Source organism: Candidatus Symbiopectobacterium sp. NZEC135, from assembly GCF_025962695.1.
Genome location: NZ_JAGFPF010000966.1, coordinates 1 through 809, shown reverse-complemented (window position 1 = coordinate 809; position 809 = coordinate 1). Strand labels below are relative to the sequence as shown.

1 protein-coding gene is annotated in these 809 nt (G+C 58.1%); it reads right to left on the bottom strand.

The features are described 5' to 3' along the window. Positions 1-809, bottom strand: an 809-nt coding sequence (locus J5224_RS31785; RefSeq protein ID WP_264628957.1) for a hypothetical protein, incomplete at both ends; no start/stop codon positions are given.

The following is an 809-nucleotide window of genomic DNA, read 5'->3' as shown; positions in this document are numbered from 1 at the left end:
CGTTGACGTAGGCGATGCCGTTGACCAGCGTTTGTGCCGCAGCGGCGGTTACGCCTGCTTCATGACCGATCGTCAGTGTGCCGGTTCCGGAGCTACGGGTGTAAGTGTAATGATAGTCACCGGCCTGACCGCTGCCGTCGCTCGCCAGATTGATGCGCGTGCCAGCGATGATAATAAATTCATTCGCAGCCTGGTCTACGTTGTCAATGGTCAACGTCAGTTCGATAATCGACTGACCAATCTCACCGGCGCTGATCGTGGCGTTGCTAAACGGGTTAACCACCGTGCCGTGGGTGTCATAGGTCTTGTTGCCTATGGGGGTGGCATCGAGCGTCGGGGCGGTATTGTTGGTGATCAGCACATCAAAGGTGACGGTTTGGCTGTCTGCCTTGCCGTCATTGGCGCGCAGGGCCAGTTTTACCAGGGTGCCATTGGTGTCGGCGCCGGTGTTGCTGTAGGTGATTTGGTGCAATACCGCATTGGCATCAGCTTTACTGGCACCCGCCAGGAAGGTGAGCGTGAGCGTGCCCGCGCTTTGGCTAAAGCTGGCAATAGCGGTATCGCCCTTCATCACTTTCCCGTCGATCAGTTGCAGGCCACTGCCTGGCGCAAAGCCGAACTGGTCGTCAGCTTGTGCGTCGGTTGCGCGGGAAAGCGTCAGCGTGGTGCCGTGATAATCCCCGTTGCCGTCTGCCAGGCGGTCATTGTTGGCATCAGACAGCGTCAAGCCGTGTGCCAGCGTAATTTCACCACCGCGCAGCAGCGTTTGGATGGGCGAATAGCGACTGATACCGTTGCCAGAAACCAGA